The 18,575-nt window shown below is 56.3% G+C and carries 19 protein-coding genes and 1 pseudogene; 8 read left to right on the forward strand and 12 right to left on the reverse strand.

All coding sequences use genetic code 11. The annotated features are described in order from the left end of the window. Positions 1–141: pseudogene (locus LC093_RS16440) on the reverse strand (transposase); the annotation flags it as partial. A 347-nt stretch (positions 142–488) separates the two neighbouring features. On the opposite strand from LC093_RS16440, the gene LC093_RS16445 reads away from it, so the two are divergent. Continuing rightward, positions 489–1,178, forward strand: coding sequence for a hypothetical protein (locus LC093_RS16445; RefSeq protein ID WP_226667462.1), 690 nt, complete (start codon positions 489–491; stop codon positions 1,176–1,178). A gap of 113 nt (positions 1,179–1,291) precedes the next feature. Here the strand turns inward: LC093_RS16445 and LC093_RS16450 are convergent, their stop codons facing one another. Then, a complete protein-coding gene (locus LC093_RS16450; protein WP_226667463.1) occupies positions 1,292–3,148 on the reverse strand; it encodes a DUF885 domain-containing protein in 1,857 nt (618 codons plus the stop codon). 197 nt (positions 3,149–3,345) lie between these two features. Between LC093_RS16450 and LC093_RS16455 the strand changes: the two genes are divergently transcribed. Then, positions 3,346–3,690 carry a 4a-hydroxytetrahydrobiopterin dehydratase gene (locus tag LC093_RS16455; RefSeq protein ID WP_226667466.1) on the forward strand — a complete coding sequence of 115 codons (345 nt, stop codon included), beginning with the start codon at positions 3,346–3,348 and terminating at the stop codon, positions 3,688–3,690. Between the two features lie 121 nt (positions 3,691–3,811). Then, on the forward strand, positions 3,812–4,042 hold the full coding sequence (locus LC093_RS16460; protein WP_226667468.1) for a DUF1272 domain-containing protein: 231 nt from the start codon (positions 3,812–3,814) through the stop codon (positions 4,040–4,042). Here the strand turns inward: LC093_RS16460 and LC093_RS16465 are convergent, their stop codons facing one another. Continuing rightward, the gene (locus LC093_RS16465; RefSeq protein ID WP_226667471.1) at positions 4,043–4,801 is read right to left on the reverse strand and encodes a TlyA family RNA methyltransferase; all 759 of its coding nucleotides are present in this window, start codon (positions 4,799–4,801) and stop codon (positions 4,043–4,045) included. It abuts the gene before it with no gap. Positions 4,802–4,938: 137 nt separating this feature from the next. On the opposite strand from LC093_RS16465, the gene nhaA reads away from it, so the two are divergent. Next, on the forward strand, positions 4,939–6,384 hold the full coding sequence (gene nhaA / locus LC093_RS16470) for a Na+/H+ antiporter NhaA (RefSeq protein ID WP_226667473.1): 1,446 nt from the start codon (positions 4,939–4,941) through the stop codon (positions 6,382–6,384). Positions 6,385–6,409: 25 nt separating this feature from the next. Here the strand turns inward: nhaA and LC093_RS16475 are convergent, their stop codons facing one another. From LC093_RS16475 to LC093_RS16495, 5 genes are all read right to left on the reverse strand, one after another. Further along, a complete protein-coding gene (locus LC093_RS16475; protein WP_226667476.1) occupies positions 6,410–6,670 on the reverse strand; it encodes a cyd operon YbgE family protein in 261 nt (86 codons plus the stop codon). A 70-nt stretch (positions 6,671–6,740) separates the two neighbouring features. Then, entirely contained in the window at positions 6,741–6,860 is a 120-nt protein-coding gene (gene cydX, locus LC093_RS16480; RefSeq protein ID WP_226667478.1) for a cytochrome bd-I oxidase subunit CydX, read from the reverse strand. A gap of 12 nt (positions 6,861–6,872) precedes the next feature. Next, positions 6,873–8,006: a cytochrome d ubiquinol oxidase subunit II gene (gene cydB / locus LC093_RS16485; RefSeq protein ID WP_226667480.1), complete on the reverse strand. Its 1,134-nt coding sequence runs from the start codon at positions 8,004–8,006 to the stop codon at positions 6,873–6,875. A 27-nt stretch (positions 8,007–8,033) separates the two neighbouring features. After that, positions 8,034–9,605 (reverse strand): cytochrome ubiquinol oxidase subunit I, encoded by a 1,572-nt coding sequence (locus LC093_RS16490; RefSeq protein WP_226667482.1) that lies wholly within the window; start codon positions 9,603–9,605, stop codon positions 8,034–8,036. Then, a complete protein-coding gene (locus LC093_RS16495; protein ID WP_226667485.1) occupies positions 9,606–9,794 on the reverse strand; it encodes a hypothetical protein in 189 nt (62 codons plus the stop codon). Between the two features lie 281 nt (positions 9,795–10,075). On the opposite strand from LC093_RS16495, the gene LC093_RS16500 reads away from it, so the two are divergent. Together LC093_RS16500 and LC093_RS16505 are read left to right on the forward strand one after the other, a co-directional pair. Beyond that, the gene (locus tag LC093_RS16500; protein ID WP_226667487.1) at positions 10,076–11,104 is read left to right on the forward strand and encodes an alpha/beta hydrolase; all 1,029 of its coding nucleotides are present in this window, start codon (positions 10,076–10,078) and stop codon (positions 11,102–11,104) included. Positions 11,105–11,216: 112 nt separating this feature from the next. Next, a complete protein-coding gene (locus LC093_RS16505; protein ID WP_226667490.1) occupies positions 11,217–12,293 on the forward strand; it encodes a peptidase M42 in 1,077 nt (358 codons plus the stop codon). On the opposite strand, the gene LC093_RS16510 is transcribed toward LC093_RS16505, so the two are convergent. Then, positions 12,277–12,708 (reverse strand): hypothetical protein, encoded by a 432-nt coding sequence (locus tag LC093_RS16510; RefSeq protein ID WP_226667494.1) that lies wholly within the window; start codon positions 12,706–12,708, stop codon positions 12,277–12,279. The two genes, LC093_RS16505 and LC093_RS16510, sit on opposite strands and share 17 nt — an antisense overlap. A gap of 218 nt (positions 12,709–12,926) precedes the next feature. On the opposite strand from LC093_RS16510, the gene LC093_RS16515 reads away from it, so the two are divergent. Together LC093_RS16515 and LC093_RS16520 are read left to right on the forward strand one after the other, a co-directional pair. After that, on the forward strand, positions 12,927–15,290 hold the full coding sequence (locus tag LC093_RS16515) for a M1 family metallopeptidase (RefSeq protein ID WP_226667495.1): 2,364 nt from the start codon (positions 12,927–12,929) through the stop codon (positions 15,288–15,290). A gap of 126 nt (positions 15,291–15,416) precedes the next feature. Then, the gene (locus LC093_RS16520; RefSeq protein WP_226667500.1) at positions 15,417–15,917 is read left to right on the forward strand and encodes a DUF6702 family protein; all 501 of its coding nucleotides are present in this window, start codon (positions 15,417–15,419) and stop codon (positions 15,915–15,917) included. Positions 15,918–15,937: 20 nt separating this feature from the next. Here the strand turns inward: LC093_RS16520 and dld are convergent, their stop codons facing one another. The 3 genes from dld to LC093_RS16535 form a co-directional block, all read right to left on the reverse strand. Beyond that, positions 15,938–17,653: a D-lactate dehydrogenase gene (gene dld / locus LC093_RS16525; RefSeq protein WP_226667504.1), complete on the reverse strand. Its 1,716-nt coding sequence runs from the start codon at positions 17,651–17,653 to the stop codon at positions 15,938–15,940. A 69-nt stretch (positions 17,654–17,722) separates the two neighbouring features. Beyond that, positions 17,723–17,995 (reverse strand): PepSY domain-containing protein, encoded by a 273-nt coding sequence (locus tag LC093_RS16530; protein ID WP_226667509.1) that lies wholly within the window; start codon positions 17,993–17,995, stop codon positions 17,723–17,725. Between the two features lie 60 nt (positions 17,996–18,055). Further along, the gene (locus LC093_RS16535; protein ID WP_226667515.1) at positions 18,056–18,484 is read right to left on the reverse strand and encodes a hypothetical protein; all 429 of its coding nucleotides are present in this window, start codon (positions 18,482–18,484) and stop codon (positions 18,056–18,058) included. Positions 18,485–18,575 lie beyond the last annotated feature (91 nt).

Genomic DNA, 18,575 nt, shown 5'->3' on the forward strand with positions numbered 1-18,575 from the left:
CCGAATCCACGACTCCATCGTGGATTTACTGACTCCCATGGCTTCGCAAGCCTCTTTCACGGTGTAGTTCTGGTCGACTACCAGTTGGGCTGCCTCGAGCCTGAACTCGGGGTCAAATCACTTCTTTGTTGACTTGGTCATTAATTCACCTGATCTCGTTGAGCGTGACAATACCACTCAAAGTCAGGTGGCCAAATTGAGTGTGCCACTACACTTTTACTCGCCGTTGTATGAAAACCATGAAAGCTACGAAAGTTCCAGTGCGTTTCTACTTATTGTGATTTCGGAGCGCATTGATTTGATACTTCAGATTAAAGTTGGATTTTGTAAATTCATTGTTGTTATCAGATGGTTTTTTTTTATTCTTTATGGTTTTAAAGTTTTCTAGTGATTTCGGTATTTGGTCTAAGCTGGTTTTGTTGTCAAAGTAAAACAGTGGTAAAGAGTTTGTTTTTTACCATTTTTGTCTTTTTGGAAAGGGCTTTTATATGGCGGTTAACGAAGAGCATGATTTTGAAAAAGACTTTGGTGGTGGTGATCTCGCCAATAAAGTTCAGATACCTAAGATTAGTAGAGAGCAGTTAAAGGCGATTAATAGTGGGGTTGAAGACCTCTTTTTCAATATAGGTGCAGTCGATACGCCGAGGGGGCCGATTTTCTATTCTGCCTCTCGAGAGGGGGGCGGTACGGTTGTTCGTCCTCCACCTGGGGATCAAGATTCTCCGGGCGGAGAGCAGCCCCCTGGTGGTGAACCACCTCCGGGTGGAGGTCAGCCACCAGTTGGGATACCGCTTAAAAAGGGTAAAGTTATTCCCTGTGACAATGTGATCATAGATGAAGCTGATGGTGGAAATGGTCATCCTCCAGGGGGTGGGGTGCCAGGTGGGGAACGTAACGGGCCAGATATTTTTGAAATACCACCAGATCTGGAAAATTGTGTCTTCACTCAGCACCACAGAGCGGAGAATGGTGATGGCTGGGTCGTTATCATTCGTATTCAAAAAGGAAGAATGAAACAAATTGTCGTGATTGATGAAAATGGTAACCGCACACCTGTACATAGAAATGTCGGTGACGTTATCAAGGTGCATAAGGATAACAATAAGATCACAGTAGTTGGGAGCAGGAAGGCCTGTACATATTTCGTGAATAGCAATCGCCTTGTTTGTGTTCCGTGATTTTTCCGGAACATAAATCTGTTGCTTATCTCCCCTGAAACCGGAGAGCTTCAGTATTAAACTAACCGAAGCTCTCCAACTGCGAGAAAACTTATAAAGTTTGCCGATGAGTGCTATTTTTCTTTGAGCTCGCTCAACATCAGCTCACGAATCACTGGTACCGGCGCGTTGCCATAGCTCAGGAATTTTTCGTGGAACTGCTTGAGATTGAATTTGTCACCCAGGCGCACCTTCATTTCGTCACGCAGTTTCATGATGGCCATATAGCCGGCAAAGTAGCTGGTGAGCTGTACCTGACTCAGGGTGGCGCGGCGCCACTTGCCCATGGCTTCAGCCCGCTGCTGGAAGGCCTGCTTCATCATCAGGTCCAGGGCTTCCTGTTCCGACATGTCCTTCACCTGGATGGAGTAGTCGAGAATGGTGTTTACTACGGTGCGCAGATTCCACTTGTAATACATCATCCATAGCTCCGGCTTGAAATCGCCGTAGCCGGCTTCCAGCATCATGCGCTCGCTGTACACCGCCCAGCCCTCGATCATGGCACCATTCCCGAGGATATTCTTGATCAGGCTGGGGGACTTGTTGGCGTAGACCAGCTGGGTGTAGTGGCCGGGGATAGCCTCGTGGATATTGAGAATCTGCATGAGATAGGTGTTGTACTCGCGCAGAAAGCTTTCTGCTGCCGCGTCGTCCATGTTTTCGATCGGCATGACGTTGTAATAGGTATTCGCTCCCTTGTCATAAGGGCCCGGTGCGTTGATCGATGCCACTGAGAAGCCACGCATGTACGGTGGTGTGGTACGTACGACCAGAGGTTTTTCCGGATCCAGAGTGAGCAGGTCGTGTTCGGTAACGAACGCGGCCAGTTCCGGGATCTGCTTTTCCACGTCGGCCTTGAAGGCTTCCTTGGTGGCATGCTGTAGGGAGAGCTTTTCGAGAACCCGGGAAATTTTATCCAGAGGGTCATTTGGGGGCTGTTCGTTGTTGAAATATTCGGGCCAGAGTTCGTCGGCGAGTTCAGCCATCTTTTTGTGCAGGCGATCTTTTTCCTTCAGGGCGAGCTGGTACAGGGCCTCGCCGGTCATACCGATCTGGATGTCGTATTTGAACTTTTGCTCGTAGAGTTTGTTGCCGATACGGAAGTTACGGAAATCCCCGCTTTGCTCCAGGCTGGCATGGGTGGTTTGCAGATAGGTGATAAAGTCTTCAATGGCAGTCTGAGCGGCGTTGATTCGCTGGTCGAAGCTTTCTTTCTCCGCCTGGGTCAGTCCGCTCTCGGCAACTTTTTTCTTCAGGTCATCTCCGAATATGGATTTGGCGCCTTCGTTTTGCTGGATTGCCAGTACCAATTGCGGTGAGGCGGGGTTGTGGAGCGTCTGTTGCGCGGCTGCGTAATAGGCCGGTACCGACTTCAGGCGTTCGCTGAACGTGCGTAGACGCACATCCAGCGGCGCATATTCTGTGTTCAGAATCAGGGCAAAGCCGTGGGAGACGTTGTAGTCGGCGGGATTCCATTCGTGAGATTTGAATTCGGTCAGGTCCCAGATGGTTTTATTGAGGAAACTCTGGATCAGGGCGAGATCTGAACGGGCATTGGCGTCCAGCTTTTGCGAGTCGTACTTGGCGAAGTCATTGAGGTAGCCGCGGGCAAACACCAGCGCCTTGCGCCGAAAGTCGACGTTCGGAATTTCGAGTTTGTCGGCCACCGCATAGTAGCCATTGCTGATCGCCCAGGTGGGGAACAGTTGCCACATGCGCTCGATCATCTGGTCACTCAGTTGGTAGAACGCTTTTTGATCGACGGATGGCTGGGGCTGCGCAACAGAATCTTTCGCGCCACTTTTTTCCGTGGCACTTTTTTCGCTGACGGCGGAGCTGGTTGTCAGCGTCTGGTTCGATGGTGTGTCGGTTTTTTGTTCGCATCCGCTGGCGAGGATTGCGGTACACAATACGGCCACTAAGTGTTTCATGATAATGCTCTGATTTTTTCGGTTATCAGGGCAAAAATTAGCACACTTGACTTGTAGTTCTCACAATGTCCGGCTTTTATTTTGTGTGATACAGGTCGCCTTGTTTCACATTAGGGGGCTGGTTAAAGTGGCAAAACGCGAATTTGTGGTCGAGTGCCACGATTCCAAAATTCTAAATAGGTATAAGGAGTCTGGGTATGACAGAACTAGCAGCACAGGCGTGTGAAGCCTGCCGTGCAGATGCACCTCTGGTCAGTGATGAAGAGTTGGCGGAACTGGTCCGGGAAATTCCGGATTGGACCCCGGTCGTCCGGGAAGGCGTCATGCAGTTGGAGCGGGTTTTCAAGTTCCGCAACTTCAAGCAGGCACTGGCGTTTACCAACCGTGTGGGTGAGATTGCCGAAGAGGTCGGCCATCACCCGGCACTGCTCACCGAGTGGGGCAAGGTAACGGTGACCTGGTGGAGCCACGAAGCGGGCGGCCTACACAAGAATGATTTCATCATGGCTGCGCGTACGGACAAGCAGGTGGACGCGGAATAGCGCGCCAAACCTGGTTGTATGGCCGCCACTGCTGGTATCGGGTGGCGGTTGATACATCAACTGCCTGTTGCCGTTGCGTGTTCTGTTATCAGTTCGAATCGGAAACAGTCAGGAAATTTCCATGCTGAAAATGAAAGCAGCCTGTGAATGTTGTAGTGCACCGCTTAGTCTCGCGGGCCAAGCTTTTATCTGCTCTTACGAGAACACCTTTTGTCCGGCTTGTGCAGAGCAATTCCGGCAAGTTTGTCCCACTTGCCAGGGCAACCTGGTTCCTCGCCCCAGCCGCCGTTCTTCCCCCACCGAGGTGGCCAAATCCGGCTTCAAGGCCAAGCTGGAAGAAATCCTGCCCTGATCAGGCGCTTTTCTGTGCCCACAGCAAAAATTCCCGGTTGCCGTCACCGCCCTTGATCGGGCTGTCGATATAGTGGTGTACCGTCAGACCGAGCTGTGCGCACAGTTCCGAAATGGTCTCCTGTACGTCAACGTACAGTTGCTCGTTGCGAACCAGTCCGCCCTTGCCGATATTCTCCGGGCCCACTTCAAACTGGGGTTTGACCAGGCTCAGCAGGTGGCCGCCGTTTTTCAGTAGCGGGGGTAGCTGGGGGAGTATCAGCGTCTGGGAGATGAACGACACATCCATAACGATTGCATCAAAGCCATCGTCACCAAACGGGGCGATATCGTCGACGGTCAGATGGCGGGCGTTTACCCCCTCGAACAGGTGCATGCGGGGATCCTGGCGCAATTTGTCGGCCAGCTGGTCACGCCCTACGTCCACACCGACAACCGATTCCGCGCCACGCTGCAGCAGACAGTCACTGAAGCCGCCAGTGGAGCAGCCCACATCCAGCGCGTGCCAGCCGGTGGGGTCGAGATTGGTGTGATCCAGGATCCCGGCCAGTTTCAGGCCGGCGCGGGAGACATAGCGGTCTTCCGGCAATGGTTCCACCCGGATCTGGGTGTCTTCTGGTAGTGACTGGCTGGCCTTCTGCGCTGGCCGCCAGTTGTGGCCATCCGCAAGCAGCACGCGCCCGGCGTCGACAAGCTTTTTGGCGTGGGTACGGGAATTGGCCAGTTGGCGCTGTACCAATAAGAGATCCAGACGGGTCATGAACGGCACTATAGTTCTATCAGGTTGGAGGTGGAAGCGGCTGCCATGCTAACTTCTGTTCCTCGCTCTGAGAAGCGCCGGAAAGATTCTGGCGTTTGGGCATTCAAGATTTAAGGACAAGAAGGAGTCGGCACTCGATGGCCAAAAATGTTTTGAGCAAATTCCAGATTCGCAAAGGAGAGGTATTCCAGGCACCACTGGAAAATGCGCTTGACCGGTTGGTAACGCCTTTTGAGGAGTTTATCCACCGCCAGAGCACCAGTGGCCTGTTATTGATGCTGTGCGCGGTTGTTGCACTGGTGATCGCCAACTCCCCCTGGCAGGAAGCGTACAAACATATCCTGCACCTGCCGGCCGGCTACCACTTTGGTGACTGGTCTCTGTCGATGAGTTTCCACCACTGGATCAACGACGGCCTGATGGCCATCTTCTTTCTGCTGGTGGGGCTTGAGCTCAAGCGGGAATTTCTGGTTGGCGAATTATCGGAATTGAAGCATGCCGTACTGCCGGTTATGGCGGCCATAGGCGGTATGGTCGTACCGGCGTTGATCTTTGCGGGGATGAACGTCGGAAGCCCTTCAGAGCGCGGCTGGGGCATTCCCATGGCCACAGATATTGCTTTTGCTGTGGGCTGTATCGCGATTCTCGGCAACCGGGTGCCCCGTGCAGTGGTCACTTTCCTGGTAGCGTTGGCGATTGTGGATGACCTGGGTGCAATCCTGGTGATCGCCATCTGGTATACCGAGAGCGTGAATATGACGGCGCTGGCAGCAGCCATTGGCCTGGTGGTTTTGCTGTGGTTGCTGAACGGCGCCGGGGTGCGCCGTGCCCCGGCCTATCTCTTTGTGGGCGTTTTGCTCTGGTATGCACTGTACAAAACCGGGGTGCACGCCACTCTGGCCGGTGTGATTACCGCCATGGCTATCCCCGCGCGGCCCAAATATGATCCGGTGGCATTCAGTACCTTTGTCAAAGACATCATCCGCAGCTTTGACCGCTGTTTCCGTCCCGGGGACAAAATCATTGCCAACGATGCCCTGCGCGCGCGGGTTTCCGCTCTGGATAACGGTATTCACTTGGTGCAGTCCCCCCTGCAGCGCATGGAGACCCGTTTGCACACGCCGGTGGCCTTCATTGTGGTGCCGATTTTCGCGCTGGCCAATGCGGGCATTCCCGTGGACAGTTTTACCAGTACGGAAGCGGTATTTAACCCGCTTACCCTCGGTGTTATTTGTGGCCTGGTATTCGGCAAGTTGATCGGTATTACCGGTGCCACCTGGGTTGGCTGGAAACTGGGCTGGGGAGAACTGCCGAGCTCGGGAACCTTCCATCACATTATCGGTGTAGCCCTGCTGGGGGGGATCGGGTTTACGATGTCGATCTTCATCTCCGAGCTGGCATTTGCCGGTAGCCATGAAATGCTGATTCAGGCGAAAGCAGGGGTGTTGTTGGCGTCGCTGATCGCCGGTATTGCGGGCTTTATGGTGCTGCGCCGTGCGCCGATTGAAGAATCCACACAAGGTAGTGGCGAGCTGGAACATTCCCACCATTCCCAGCAGCAGGGCGCAAGCAAGCTGCCCTGAAGGCTTTCATTTGGTTGTGGCGCTGTCACCGGGTTGGCAGCGCCAGCCAGCCAATTCCCAGTAGCGAGGCCCACGCCGCCACCGCACAGGCAAGCTGCCAGGCACGCGGTGCCTTGCTGAGAATGCCGGACCCATAAATCACGCCGATACAAAGTCCGATCAGTAGCAGGCTGGTCTGGCCATGGCTGGGCGCTTGCCCATTGCGGTATAGCAGAACCGGCCAGAAAGTGACGCCCAGCGCCGTGATCAGGGACAAGGCGAAGGTTGTGACTCTAAGACCCGTCATGGGCTCCCCAATTGTTGTGTGTGCCGGAGATTGTGGTGTTGCCGGATCCATTTCACTCATATGTGTATTTTCAGTCTTCGAATTCCGTTTCCCGCCGGTCCATATCTTCCGTAACCTCCAGCCACAACGCGTTGACGATGGCAAAGGAGCACGCCAGTAATACGCCGAGAATCCAGGTGAAATACCACATGACAACGCCTCCTCAATAGCTGCTGTGTGAGTTTTCTTCGATGTATTCCTTCGTCACCCGGCCAAACATCTTGCGGTAGCACCAGGCCGTGTACAGCAGGATGATCGGAACAAAGATCACTGCCGCGGCGAACATCAGTCCCAGGGTCAGCTGGCTCGAGGTGGCATCCCACATGGTCAGGCTCATATTCGGGTCACGGGAAGAGGGCATGACAAACGGGAACAGTGCCACGCCAGCGGTGAGGATGACGCAGGCAACACACAGTGAGCTGGACAGAAACGCCAGTACACTTTCCGCTCGGCTCAATAGCAGAGTGATCGCCGCTGTCACAATGCCCAGTACCGGGATGGCCCACAACAGCGGGTATTGCAGGTAGTTGGCCTGCCAGCCGCGATTGCCGTAGGCCACGGTTTTCATCAATGGATGAATTTTGTCGCCCACCGGTTTGGTATCCACAATGTGCATACCGTCGATACCGAGCAACAGCCAGATACCGGCCAGTACAAACAAAATGATGACGGCACCGGCAGTGATCTGCGTAATAGACTGCGCGCGTATCAGCAGCAGTCCGTGGGTTTTCAGTTGCAGCCATGCGCCGCCCTGCATGGCCAGCATGGCCACGGACAGCAGCCCGCAAATCAGTGCGAAAGGGTGCAGCAGTCCGAAAAAAGATCCGTGGTAACTGGGGCGCAGCATGGGATCCAGCTCGAATGGCAGGCCCAGCATGAGATTTCCGAAGGCCACACCAAAAATCAGTGCAGGCACGAAGCCACCGATGGTCAGTCCCCAGTCCCACATGTTGCGCCAGCGCGGGTCGTCGATTTTCGAGCGGTAATCAAAACCCACCGGACGGAAAAACAGTGCGCACAGGGTAAGAATCAGTGCGCTGTAGAGCCCGGAAAAAGCCGCTGCGTATACCATCGGCCAAGCCGCGAAAATGGCCCCGCCAGCAGTGATAAACCAGACCTGGTTACCCTCCCAGTGCGGGCCGACGGTATTGATCATTACCCGGCGGTCCATATCGGTTTTGCCGATGATCCGAAGCAGCATGCCCACGCCCATATCAAAGCCGTCGGTTATCGCAAAGCCGATCAGCAGCACACCAATTAATATCCACCAGATCAGTTTGAGTGTTTCGTAGTCCATGCTGGAAATCCTCTCCTGCTCCTGTTTCTAAGCCTGGGGTTCGGGTTTGCCGATCAGTTCGAAGTGGTATTTGCCGGTGCCAAGGCTCGATGGGCCCAGGCGTGTGAAGCGCAGCATCAGGTACACCTCGGCGACGGCCAGCGCCGTGTAAAAAGCGATAATCGCGGTCAGGCTGCCAATCACTTCGCCGCGGCTGATGGATGACGCCGACATGTAGGTGGGCAGGACTTCCGCGATGGACCAGGGCTGGCGCCCGTATTCGGCGACGATCCAACCACACTCCGCAGCAATCCAGGGTAAGGGCAGGGCCCACAGGCTGGCATACAGAATCGCGCGGCTGCCGGCACTGCGGTGGCGGGCGGACTGGATAAATGCGGCGAGGAACACAAACAGCATGATAAAGCCGGCCGCCACCATGATTCGGAAGGTCCAGAACAGCGGCGCCACTCTGGGAATGGAATGCTCTGCGGCGAGCTTGATCTGCTCGTCGGTCGCGTCGGTAATATTTTCCGTATAGCGCTTCAACAGCAGGCCGTAGCCAAGATCAAACTGCATATCGGCGAAGGCATTTTTGGTTTCCTGACTGGTATCGCCAGCGCGCAGTTTTTCCAGCAGGGCGTACGCTTCTATGCCGCGGCGGATGCGTTTTTCGTTGTCCGGGATAATGCGGTCAAAGCCGACCACTTCTTCGTCCAGCGAGCGGGTGGCAATCAGCCCCAGCATCCAGGGAATTTTTACTTCGAAATGATTGCGCTTTTCTTCCTGGTCGGGGAAGGCGAACAGGGTGAATCCGGCGGGCGGCTTCTGGGTTTCCCACTCCGCCTCTACCGCGGCGAGTTTTACTTTTTGCACATCGCCCACGGTATAACCGCTTTCATCCCCGAGTACGATCACCGACAGAATGGAGGCAAGCCCGAAACTGGCGGCGATGGCAAACGAGCGCCGCGCGAAAGGTATGTCGCGCTTTTTCAGCAGGTAGTAAGACGAGACACTGAGTACGAACATTGCCCCGGTCACGTAGCCCGCGGCCACGGTGTGGACGAACTTGACCTGCGCGACCGGGTTGAACAGCACATCGCTGAAGCTTGCCAGCTCCATACGCATGCTTTCGTAATTGAACTCGGCCCCAATGGGGTACTGCATCCAGCCGTTGGCGATGAGGATCCACAGCGCCGAGAGGTTGGAGCCGATGGCCACCAGCCAGGTACAGATCAGGTGCTGTACTTTACTCATGCGATCCCAGCCAAAAAAGAACAGGCCGATAAATGTGGACTCGAGGAAAAAGGCCATCAGCCCTTCAATGGCCAGCGGCACCCCGAAGATATCCCCCACGTAGTGTGAGTAATAACTCCAGTTAGTCCCGAACTGGAATTCCATGGTGATGCCGGTGGTGACACCGAGCGCAAAGTTGATCCCGAACAGCTTGCCCCAGAACTTGGTCATGTCGCGGTAGATGGTTTTGCCGGACATCACATAGCAGGATTCCATGATCGCGAGGATAAACGACAGCCCCAGGGTCAGTGGCACAAACAAAAAGTGGTAGAGGGCTGTCAGCGCGAATTGCAGCCGGGATAAATCGACAACAGCTTCATCAATCACTTAACGCTCCTTATTGCGGTGATCGTGGGGTGGAGTTGCCGCTTCGGTATGTAGCAGGCGTGAAGGTACCGGCTCGGCTTTTTCAGGATCGGGGCTGAAGAAGACGATCTTGAGCAGGACAATAATTATGAGTTTTATGATCAGAACGGCGCCAAGCTCCAGCAGCAGGCGACGGTCGGCGAGGGTCATAGGCAATCCGCCAGTTCATTCATGAAGACACGCTGCGCGAAATCAGCCTAGCAACGAACGGGCGACAGTGAGGTCGGGGAAGGTATTTTTGGCGCGCCAGTTTGCGCATTGTTTTGTGTTAGCATCGCATCAGCCATTATTGGTCAGTCCAAATTTATCTTTTTCCACTATTTTGGTCTGCCTTTTCGGCGGCTTGTGGGTAAGTCGCTACCGGCTTCAACCAAACAATACTCGGCTCAGGGGGCTGCCACCGGGCCGTAAACAAGCAGGGAGTGAGAAAAATGCGGAGTGCAGGAATCGGTCGGGGCGCGATATGTCTGGCTTTATTTATTAAGGCGCTGGTTCTCGCTTCGTCGGCCCAGGCCCTGTCATCGGCGCAGCCATATCCGGTGGATGACTCTTTCACCCTGGACAAGGCGTTCACCAAATATCGCAAAGACTTCCCGCAGATCGAAATCGCCCGCGTTGCGCCGGCGGTAGGTGTCGCGGTTGAGCGTGACCTCGTCTACCGACAGCTGGGTGAGCGCCAGCTGCACCTGGACCTGTTTCGTCCTGCGCGGGGAATAAAAGCGCGTGGGGCGGTACTGCTGGTGCACGGTGGCGGCTGGCGCTCCGGTAATCGCACGTTGCAGGAACCCATGGCCATTTACCTTGCCAACCGCGGCTTCGTGACCGCCACGGTGGAATATCGCCTTTCACTGGAAGCACGCTATCCCGCCGCGGTTGTGGATATCAAAGCAGCCCTGCGCTGGTTGCGGGAGCGGGCAGGGGATTACGGTTTTGATCCGGGTAACCTCGCCATACTTGGCGCTTCCGCGGGTGGCCAGCTGGCGAACCTGGTTGGCGTAACTCCGGGAGCGGAAATCTTCGGCGGCGCTGGAAATACTGACGATGAAGCGGTTAGGGCAATCATCAACCTGGATGGAGTGGTCAGCTTTACCGCACCATTGGCGCTGAAGTATGAGAATGATCCGCGCAAGAAGCCTTCGGCGGCGGGTGGCTGGTTCGGCGGCACTTATGAAGAAGTGCCGGAGCTCTGGCGACAGGCATCGCCCCTGGTTTATGTGGAAAGCTCGAGTGCGGATGATGCGGTGGGGACTAGCCTGGTGCCCACACTATTCGTCAACAGCAGCCAGCCGCGCTTTCACGCCGGGCGGGATGACTACCGGGCAAAGCTGCATCAGGCCGGAGTGGCCGCGGAAGTGCTGACCCACCCGGATACCCCCCACGCGTTCTGGCTGTTTGAACCCTGGTTTACCCCGACTGCAGACCGTGTCGAAGCCTTCCTGCAGCAGCATTTTGCCGGTTGAACGTCGGTGGAAATCGCGGGGTTAAAACGCTGTAAATAACTGTCGCCGCAGCGAAGGATTGCTGGATATACTCGCGGCCCATTACCTACATTTTTGTGGAGGCGACAGGCCCATGCAGCAGGCCGATCAGTTTATCGATTTGCTCAAGTTACTGGTGCGCAGTCCCAGTGTTGTCGGCGCCGAGCACTCGTTTCTCCGGGTCCTGCAGCGGGAGCTGGAAGAGCGCGGCGCGAAGGTGACCTGGTACGAAGGCCTGCTGGTGGCGCAGGGCAGCCGTCCCCACAGCGCGATGTTTTCCGCGCATATTGATCGTCATGGCCTGATCTGTACCGGTCCCAACGAATTTCAGTACGCGGCGTTTGTTTCCGGGCGCCGCTCGGACCTCCTGGGAAACTCCGTTTCCGAAAAGCTGATGACGAAAATCGTCGACCGCTTCAAGGGCGTGCCGGTTACGGCTTATGAGCCCTGGTCCGGCTCCTACTTCGGTTCCGGCGTAATCCGGCGCGCTTATGTCTGTGAGTACCGCAACAACCTGATCTTTGAGGTGACCGGACTCGAGCATCTGGTAGCGGGGACGCCGGTGGCATTTACCGATCGGCTGCGCGTCACCGATGGCATTCTCACCGCCCAGCTCGACAATGTGCTGACCGCGGCCCACCTGGTGCACCTGTTCTCACTCGGGTTTGAGGGCACGGCTTTTTTCACTGCGCAGGAAGAGTCCGGCAGTAGCTGGCGCTATCTGCTGGAGTGGTTCCGTCGCTTCAATGGGGGTACGGAAAAGCTGATCGTGGTAGATACAAGCCCCTATCCGGATCGCCGTGCAGCGGATATGCAGCAGGTGGTACTGCGGCGCCGGGATGCCAACGCCGAGTTCCACCGGGCAACCACTACCGGGCTGGAGAAGCTCTGCCTGAAGCACGACATCGTATACAGCTTCAAGGATGCCTATATCGACGAGCAGAACAGCATCGCCCTGGCGCAGGGACAGGAACCGCAATCACTGGGCAGTACCGAGCTCGGGCGAATCGTGGCGGCCTCCAATGGCTATGTGCAGGGCACTACATTACAGATTCCCACCACCGGCTATCACACCATGGAAGAGTCTGCGGCCATGAGGGCCAATAGTGCCTTCAGTGAACTGCTGGTGGCGATTGCTGCAGAAGGAGAAGGGTTCAGAACTCTTCGCTGAGCTGGTACTGGTTGCAGCGATTGTTGCAATAGGGCTTGTCTGAACGAATAACGCCAGTTTCCGGGTGTACCGTAAGCTGGCGTTTTTTATTGCCGTGGAAGGCGACTACGTTCCAGTAGCCATTGCGGAAGGTGATACTGCCGAAGGTGTGGAATCCCAGGCGCTGCAGGCGGGTTCGCACCAGGCCGGCACTGAGGGCCACCTCCGAGGGCGTGTTGCCATCCAGGTCGGGGCCGTAAAGGTGTGGCGGGATCTGGGTCTGCCCGGGCCCGGAGAACTGGAAGTCATTGGCGGTAAAGGGCCCCGGTTGCTGGGCAGCGGCGCGGGTGGCCAGGCCTGATCCCAGGCCGAGCAGGGCGAGTGAGATGATCACGACGGCTAGAAGCCGCAGCCGATGAGCGCCGGCAAACTGCATGGTATTCCCCAAATTGCCTTTATCAGACCATTGGTAGGCTGGGGGGGGGCCGGATCCAAGCATTGTTTTGCGGTTTGATGAAAGTCGGCCGTGGCAGGTTATCGATACGACAGAAGGAGTCTTTGGCACGTTGACTGTGACGCTGCGGAATGGCCGGTCACGTAAAGGCTGCTAGAATGGCGCGCTATTTATCATTTTCGATGAGAATGGCGTCCACTATGACTCTAAAAACCCTCTGCCGTCGCCTGGGTACGGTACTGCTCGGATTTGCTGGCAGCACCGCGGCAATCGCGGCTGACCCGCTCAACGTAACCGGTGACAAGTTCCGCCAGCTGGAAGAACTGTTGCCCACGCCCAATACCTATCGTGCAGCCTCCGGTGCACCGGGTCACGCTTACTGGCAGCAGCAGGCGGACTACGACATCAAGGTCTCCCTGGACGACGAAAAGCAGCGCATCACCGCGTCTGAAACCATTACCTATATCAACAATTCCCCGGACACCCTGCGCTACCTGTGGCTGCAGCTGGACCAGAACCGTTTCAAGCCGAATTCTTCCGGCAACCTGGCGGCACCGGTGGATGTGGAATCCATCGCCCCGGACACCATTCCCTTCGGCAGCTTCCGTCGCGAAGTGGTTTCCTCCGAGTTTGACGGCGGCTATAAGATCACCAAAGTGGCGGACGCCAACGGCCGCAAACTGCGCCACACCATTGTGGACACCGGTATGCGCATCGACCTGCCGCAGCCGCTGAAGCCGGGTGCCAAGGTCAGCTTCCGCGTGGACTGGGCTTACAACGTGATCGAGCAGAAGGCGCTGGGTGGCCGTTCCGGCTACGAGTTCTTCGAGCGCGATGGCAACTACCTGTATGAAATCGCCCAGTGGTTCCCGCGCATGGCGGCGTACAACGACGTCAGCGGCTGGCAGAACAAGCAGTTCCTGGGCCGCGGTGAGTTCGCCCTGGAGTTTGGTAACTACCGCGTAGCCATTGAAGTGCCGGCAGACCATGTGGTTGCCTCTACCGGTGTGCTGCAAAACCCGGAAGACGTACTGACCCGCGAGCAGCGCGCGCGTCTTAAGAAGGCCCGCACCGCGAAAAAGCCGGTGATGATCATCACCAAAGATGAAGCGCTGGAAAACGAGAAGAGCCGCAGTAAGAAGCGCAAGACCTGGGTCTTCGAAGCCGATAACGTGCGTGACTTCGCCTGGGCATCCTCGCGCAAGTTCCTGTGGGACGCACAGGGCTACAAGAAAGGCGGCACCGACACCATGGCGATGTCTTACTACCCGGAAGAGGGTACGCCGCTGTGGGACAAGTACTCCACCGAGTCCATCATCCACACCATGGATGTGTATAACCGCTACAGCTTCGATTACCCGTACCCCACCTCCATTTCCGTGAATGGCCCGGTCGGCGGTATGGAATACCCGATGATCACCTTCAATGGCCCGCGCCCGGAAATCGACGAGGAAGACCGCAGTAAGCGTACTTACTCCCGTCGCACCAAGTACGGCCTCATCTCGGTCATCATTCACGAGGTAGGTCACAACTACTACCCGATGATCATCAACTCCGACGAGCGCCAGTGGACCTGGATGGACGAGGGCCTCAATACCTACGTTCAGTTCCTCGCCGAGCAGGAGTGGGAAGAGAAGTACCCGTCCCGCCGCGGCGATGCGCGCAAGATAGTCGAGTACATGAAGAGCGAGAACCAGGTTCCGATCATGACCAACTCGGAATCCATCCTGCAGTTCGGTAACAACGCCTACGGCAAGCCGGCTACTGCGCTGAACATCCTGCGTGAGTCCATCATGGGCCGCGAGCTGTTCGACTTCGCGTTCCGTGAATACGCCGAGCGCTGGAAGTTCAAGCGTCCGATGCCGGCCGATTTCTTCCGTACCATGGAAGATGCCTCCGGTATGGACCTGGACTGGTTCTGGCGCGGCTGGTTCTACACCACCGACCACGTGGATATCAGCCTGGACCAGGTGCGCCACTACAACGTGGGCACCAAGAATCCGGATGTCGAAAATCCGCTGAAACGTGAGAAATTCGAGCAGGAGCCGGAGACGGTCACCAAGCGTATCAATCGCGCCAACAAGCTGAACCGCATTGTGGACGCCAAGCCGGAACTGTCTGACTTCTACAACGAGCACGATGAGTTCGACGTATCCAATGCCGATCGCAACAGCTACACCGGTATGCTGGAAGGCTTGGAAGACTGGGAAAAAGACCTGCTCAAGGTCGAGAGCAACGTGTACGTGCTGGACTTCAGCAATATCGGTGGCCTGGTTATGCCGCTGATCCTGCAGCTCGATTACGAAGACGGCAGCAGCGAAGAGCTGCGTATCCCGGCAGAAATCTGGACGCGCAACGCCCAGAAGACCTCCAAGATGCTGGTACGCGGCAAAGACAAGGTGCTGAAGTCTGTCGTGCTGGATCCTCACTGGGAGACGGCCGATGTGGACGTGGAGAACAACTTCTTCCCGCGCCGTATCATCAAGTCCCGTCTGGAGCTGTTCAAAGACGAGAAGTCTCGCAACCTGATGAAGGACTGGGAAGTCGAGCTGAAAGAAGACTGACCTGAAGCCTGATCTCCCGGGGTGGCCGTTCTGGCCACCCCGCTTTTTCCTTACACTTTCCTATTCGTAAACCCGTTGCCCGGAAGCCATGCCGGGATTGACCGCGGGAATCAGAGGTTTTCTGCCATGCATAAACCATTCGCACGTTTTTTCAGTTTCAGTGTTATTGCACTGGCCACTTTCCTGCTGGCGGCGCACGCCCAGGCGCACCGCTATCACTTTGGTATCACCGAGTTGGCGGTGAATGAGCGCACCCAGTCTGTGGAAATCTCCCACCGATTTTTTGTCGCTGACATGGAGCGCGCACTGTCACTGAGTGCCAGTAAGGAAATCAAGGATGCACAGGAGCCGATGGAAGCCTATGTGAATGAGCGCTTCCAGATCCGCACCGAAGACGGCAAGGTCCTGAAGCCCAAGTGGGTGGGGGTGGAGTCCGATGTGCACGATGTGTGGGTTTACCAGGAGCTGCCCCTGGCGGAAGTGAAGGGTAAGAAACTGCAGGTGCGCCAGTCCATGCTGATGGAGATCGAGCGCGACCAGGTCAATACCGTCAATCTGACGCGCGATGGCAAAACCGAAAGCTTTACCCTGAAGCCGGGTGCCAGCGAGGTCGCGATCAGCCTGTAACTGGCAGTCGGAAAGGGACGTCAGCCACAGCTGCAGCAGCGCCGGGTTTTGTCGGTTTTGCCGATACCCGGGTTAAAGGTATTGGTGGGATCCAGTTGCTCAAAGAATTGCCGCTGTGCCTCTGATGCCTGGTACAGGTGCCCAACATTGTGCTCGGCCGGGTAGCGCGCACCGCGCTGGTCGAGCAGCGCCAGCATGGCATTTTTGACCGCCTTGGCATCAGCGCCTTTTTTCAGGATGTAATCCTGGTGGAATACATTGCACAGGAAGTGCCCGTAGTACAGCCGGTGTTCTATCTGGCTGTCGATCTCCGGTGGTAACTGTTCTTCCCAGTCGAGGTCGTTGCGGCGCAGGGCGATGTCCAGCGCGAGCAGCTCGCCCACTTCCCGGTGATGCACATTCTGGTAGCGGATCGCCGCTCCGGCAGAAACGAAGCGGTGCAGCATGGCTTTGGCCGCTTCCTGCTCCGTGCATTCAAAATAATCCCCGCTATTTTCCCCGCTGCTGAAAAAAGCTTTTAGCCACTGCTTTGTGGGCTCGATGCCGTCGTCCGCCACTTTAAGAATCAGATGGTGCTCATAGGCCTTGCGGTAATCGAGCATTCTGTCCGGGAGGTGATTTGGCAACAGTTTGCTGAAAGCCTGTAGCACCCGATCGGTCAAAAACGCGGGCAGGAAACGGCGCTTTTCCAGCCAGGCATCGACTCTTCCCTTACTGCTGAAAAACTGTGGCATTTTTTCCGTGCCGAGTTTTTCAATCACGTAGAAGTTGTCTTTGCCGTACTGTGCGGCGAGATCAAACATATCCCGGTGCAGGTACTCCCCGAGTACCGGAAGCGTCGGTAATTCCGATAAAAGGCCGCGCCGCAGGCGGGCAAATACCGCGGGATCATTGCTGCCGATATAGAACGTCTGGGTTTTCCGGGGTGTAGGGAAGGTGTCCAGGCGCACGGCAAATACCGCCACCTTTCCAGCGCAGCCACTGGTTTCGAACAGCCGCCGTGCATCGCCATTAAAGCGGGAAGGTGAGTCGGCATTCACTTCGCGAATCCGCTGCAGGTATTCCCGGTCTGAGGCCATGCGTGGGGTGGTATCGGTCGCGGATCGCGGCAGCGCGCTGATCGCCTGGAACTTGCCTTGCTCGAGATTGTGTAGCATTTCCTCCGGCGTTTTGCCGAGGTCGATGCCGAGGTGATTGACCAGTTCCAGCTTGCCGTCTGCATTGACCTGCGCGTACATCGCCAGTTCGGTATACGCAGGCCCCCGCTGGCACAGGGCGCCGCCGGAGTTATTGGCGATGCCGCCCACAATCGAGGCGCCGATACAGGAAGAGCCTATCTCTGAGTGAGGCGCGCGCCCGATGGGAGTCAGTAATTTTTGCAGCTTGTGCAGGGTGGCGCCGGGGAGGGCAACCACTTGCTGGCCTTCTTCCAGCAGGTGGATGCCGTCCATTTTCAGGGTGCTGATGATCACCACCGGGCGATCATAATCGTGGCCACTGGGCGTGGAGCCCTCGGTGAGTCCGGTGTTGGCCGCCTGCAGGATAATAATGGCTCCTGCATCCACACAGCATTGCAGCGAGCGCCACAGGTCCACCAGCCGACGCGGGAAAAGTACCGCTATTGCATCGCCTTCACCGGAGCGAAACCCCTTGCGGTAGTGCTCAGTGCGCTCAGGGTCGGTGAGTATGTCCCTGGGTCCCAGGAGGTCCTGCAATTGCTCGATCAGTGTATGCATAAAGTCTGCTAGTCCGGGGCCGACCGTGGCGCGCGTTCACGTGCGGATAGTTTGTAGCCGCGAGTGAGCTCACTCGCTATCTTTCCTTGATTCCAGGATCTCGCCACTATTAGGGTCGACAACGAGTTCGTATTTTTCCCCTTCCTTGAACGCTTCAATCTCCCAGCGCTCCTTGTCCAGGGATACATCAATGATCGGCGTAAAACCCTGTTGCTCCAGCTTGGTGAGCACCACCGAGAGCGCCATAGCGCCGGGCGGTGGTTTTTCATCGGCAAGTAGCGGTTGCGCGATTGTCAGAATCCCCAGGGCGATTCCGGCCAGTGTCGTGCTGAGTTTTTTCATCTGATCACCGTGTCGTTGAATGTCTCAGATCTGGGTTGTTGGTGCAATTCACTCTTGGTCTTACTCTTGGTCGGAGTCGGGGGCCGAGCTGGCGGACGAGAGGCGTTGCTGGATCATGAAGCACCACTCATCGCTACCGCCATCCGGCCCGTGGGCGCCGTCGCCGCCGGTGAGCTTATCCACTGCGGTGAACCATTCGTCACTGCCCACCGCCGGAAGTCCGGAGGGATACTGGTTGGTGACGTCTTCGCTATGAATACTCAGTATCTGTTTGTTGACCCATTCAAACCAGGTGGCATTGCAGATCAGTTGTCCTTCCGAATTCGGGCTGTCGCCGGGCGAATGTTCGGTAACGGGGCTGGCTGGCTCCACGGCAGTGGGGGCTATGTCGGGATCGTGAGTTTCCGTTTTTTTGCCACATGCACCCAGCGCGAAGGCTGACAGCAAGGCAATGACGCATACGTTTAGGCCTCTTGAGAATCTTTTCATGGTCACTCCATCTGGAAAGCTATGATCCGGTTCGCTAGTAAGCATAGGTTGAATTTCGTGACTTACTAAACACGGTTCCACCGGCTGGTCT

The sequence above is a fragment of the Microbulbifer aggregans genome, from assembly GCF_020524005.1.
GTDB classification, from domain to species: Bacteria; Pseudomonadota; Gammaproteobacteria; order Pseudomonadales; family Cellvibrionaceae; genus Microbulbifer; species Microbulbifer aggregans_A.

What these genes read in the sequence shown, in the direction of transcription:
- LC093_RS16460 (WP_226667468.1), top strand. Translation starts at nt 3,812, where the DNA reads ATGCTGAAAATGAAAGCAGCCTGTGAATGTTGTAGTGCACCGCTTAGT.
- LC093_RS16495 (WP_226667485.1), bottom strand. Translation starts at nt 9,794, where the DNA reads ATGACCCTCGCCGACCGTCGCCTGCTGCTGGAGCTTGGCGCCGTTCTG.
- cydB (WP_226667480.1), bottom strand. Translation starts at nt 8,006, where the DNA reads ATGGACTACGAAACACTCAAACTGATCTGGTGGATATTAATTGGTGTG.
- LC093_RS16520 (WP_226667500.1), top strand. Translation starts at nt 15,417, where the DNA reads ATGCATAAACCATTCGCACGTTTTTTCAGTTTCAGTGTTATTGCACTG.
- LC093_RS16510 (WP_226667494.1), bottom strand. Translation starts at nt 12,708, where the DNA reads ATGCAGTTTGCCGGCGCTCATCGGCTGCGGCTTCTAGCCGTCGTGATC.
- dld (WP_226667504.1), bottom strand. Translation starts at nt 17,653, where the DNA reads ATGCATACACTGATCGAGCAATTGCAGGACCTCCTGGGACCCAGGGAC.
- LC093_RS16465 (WP_226667471.1), bottom strand. Translation starts at nt 4,801, where the DNA reads ATGACCCGTCTGGATCTCTTATTGGTACAGCGCCAACTGGCCAATTCC.
- LC093_RS16535 (WP_226667515.1), bottom strand. Translation starts at nt 18,484, where the DNA reads ATGAAAAGATTCTCAAGAGGCCTAAACGTATGCGTCATTGCCTTGCTG.
- LC093_RS16475 (WP_226667476.1), bottom strand. Translation starts at nt 6,670, where the DNA reads ATGACGGGTCTTAGAGTCACAACCTTCGCCTTGTCCCTGATCACGGCG.
- cydX (WP_226667478.1), bottom strand. Translation starts at nt 6,860, where the DNA reads ATGTGGTATTTCACCTGGATTCTCGGCGTATTACTGGCGTGCTCCTTT.
- nhaA (WP_226667473.1), top strand. Translation starts at nt 4,939, where the DNA reads ATGGCCAAAAATGTTTTGAGCAAATTCCAGATTCGCAAAGGAGAGGTA.
- LC093_RS16450 (WP_226667463.1), bottom strand. Translation starts at nt 3,148, where the DNA reads ATGAAACACTTAGTGGCCGTATTGTGTACCGCAATCCTCGCCAGCGGA.
- LC093_RS16515 (WP_226667495.1), top strand. Translation starts at nt 12,927, where the DNA reads ATGACTCTAAAAACCCTCTGCCGTCGCCTGGGTACGGTACTGCTCGGA.
- LC093_RS16505 (WP_226667490.1), top strand. Translation starts at nt 11,217, where the DNA reads ATGCAGCAGGCCGATCAGTTTATCGATTTGCTCAAGTTACTGGTGCGC.
- LC093_RS16445 (WP_226667462.1), top strand. Translation starts at nt 489, where the DNA reads ATGGCGGTTAACGAAGAGCATGATTTTGAAAAAGACTTTGGTGGTGGT.
- LC093_RS16455 (WP_226667466.1), top strand. Translation starts at nt 3,346, where the DNA reads ATGACAGAACTAGCAGCACAGGCGTGTGAAGCCTGCCGTGCAGATGCA.
- LC093_RS16530 (WP_226667509.1), bottom strand. Translation starts at nt 17,995, where the DNA reads ATGAAAAAACTCAGCACGACACTGGCCGGAATCGCCCTGGGGATTCTG.
- LC093_RS16500 (WP_226667487.1), top strand. Translation starts at nt 10,076, where the DNA reads ATGCGGAGTGCAGGAATCGGTCGGGGCGCGATATGTCTGGCTTTATTT.